Here is a 261-nt window from a genome sequence, read left to right on the forward strand (position 1 = left end):
CGTATGCGCAACATGAGGTCCAGACAAAACGTCGCGTCAGCTTCCCGGGCGTAGACAACCACCTGAGCGCCAAGTACGTCAGCCGCACCGTGCAGACGTTTGCCGAGGCGAACTACACGTTCAGCCATGACAGCTGGGATTGGCAGCCGTACCTGCAATTGGCCAATGTGCAGCAGCGCAGCGAAGGGTTCAAAGAACGCGGCGGCATAGCGGCATTGCGTGGCAAGCGCTCTAAAGAGAGCGTCAACCTGACCACCGGCG

1 protein-coding gene is annotated in these 261 nt (G+C 60.2%); it reads left to right on the plus strand.

What is annotated here, in order from left to right; translation table 11 throughout:
- A partial coding sequence (locus tag ACOZK9_RS27405) for an autotransporter outer membrane beta-barrel domain-containing protein (RefSeq protein WP_421556988.1) occupies window positions 1-261 on the plus strand: 261 nt, incomplete at both ends.

The sequence above is a fragment of the Pseudomonas kitaguniensis genome, assembly GCF_049199985.1.
Taxonomy (GTDB): domain Bacteria; phylum Pseudomonadota; class Gammaproteobacteria; order Pseudomonadales; family Pseudomonadaceae; genus Aquipseudomonas; species Aquipseudomonas kitaguniensis.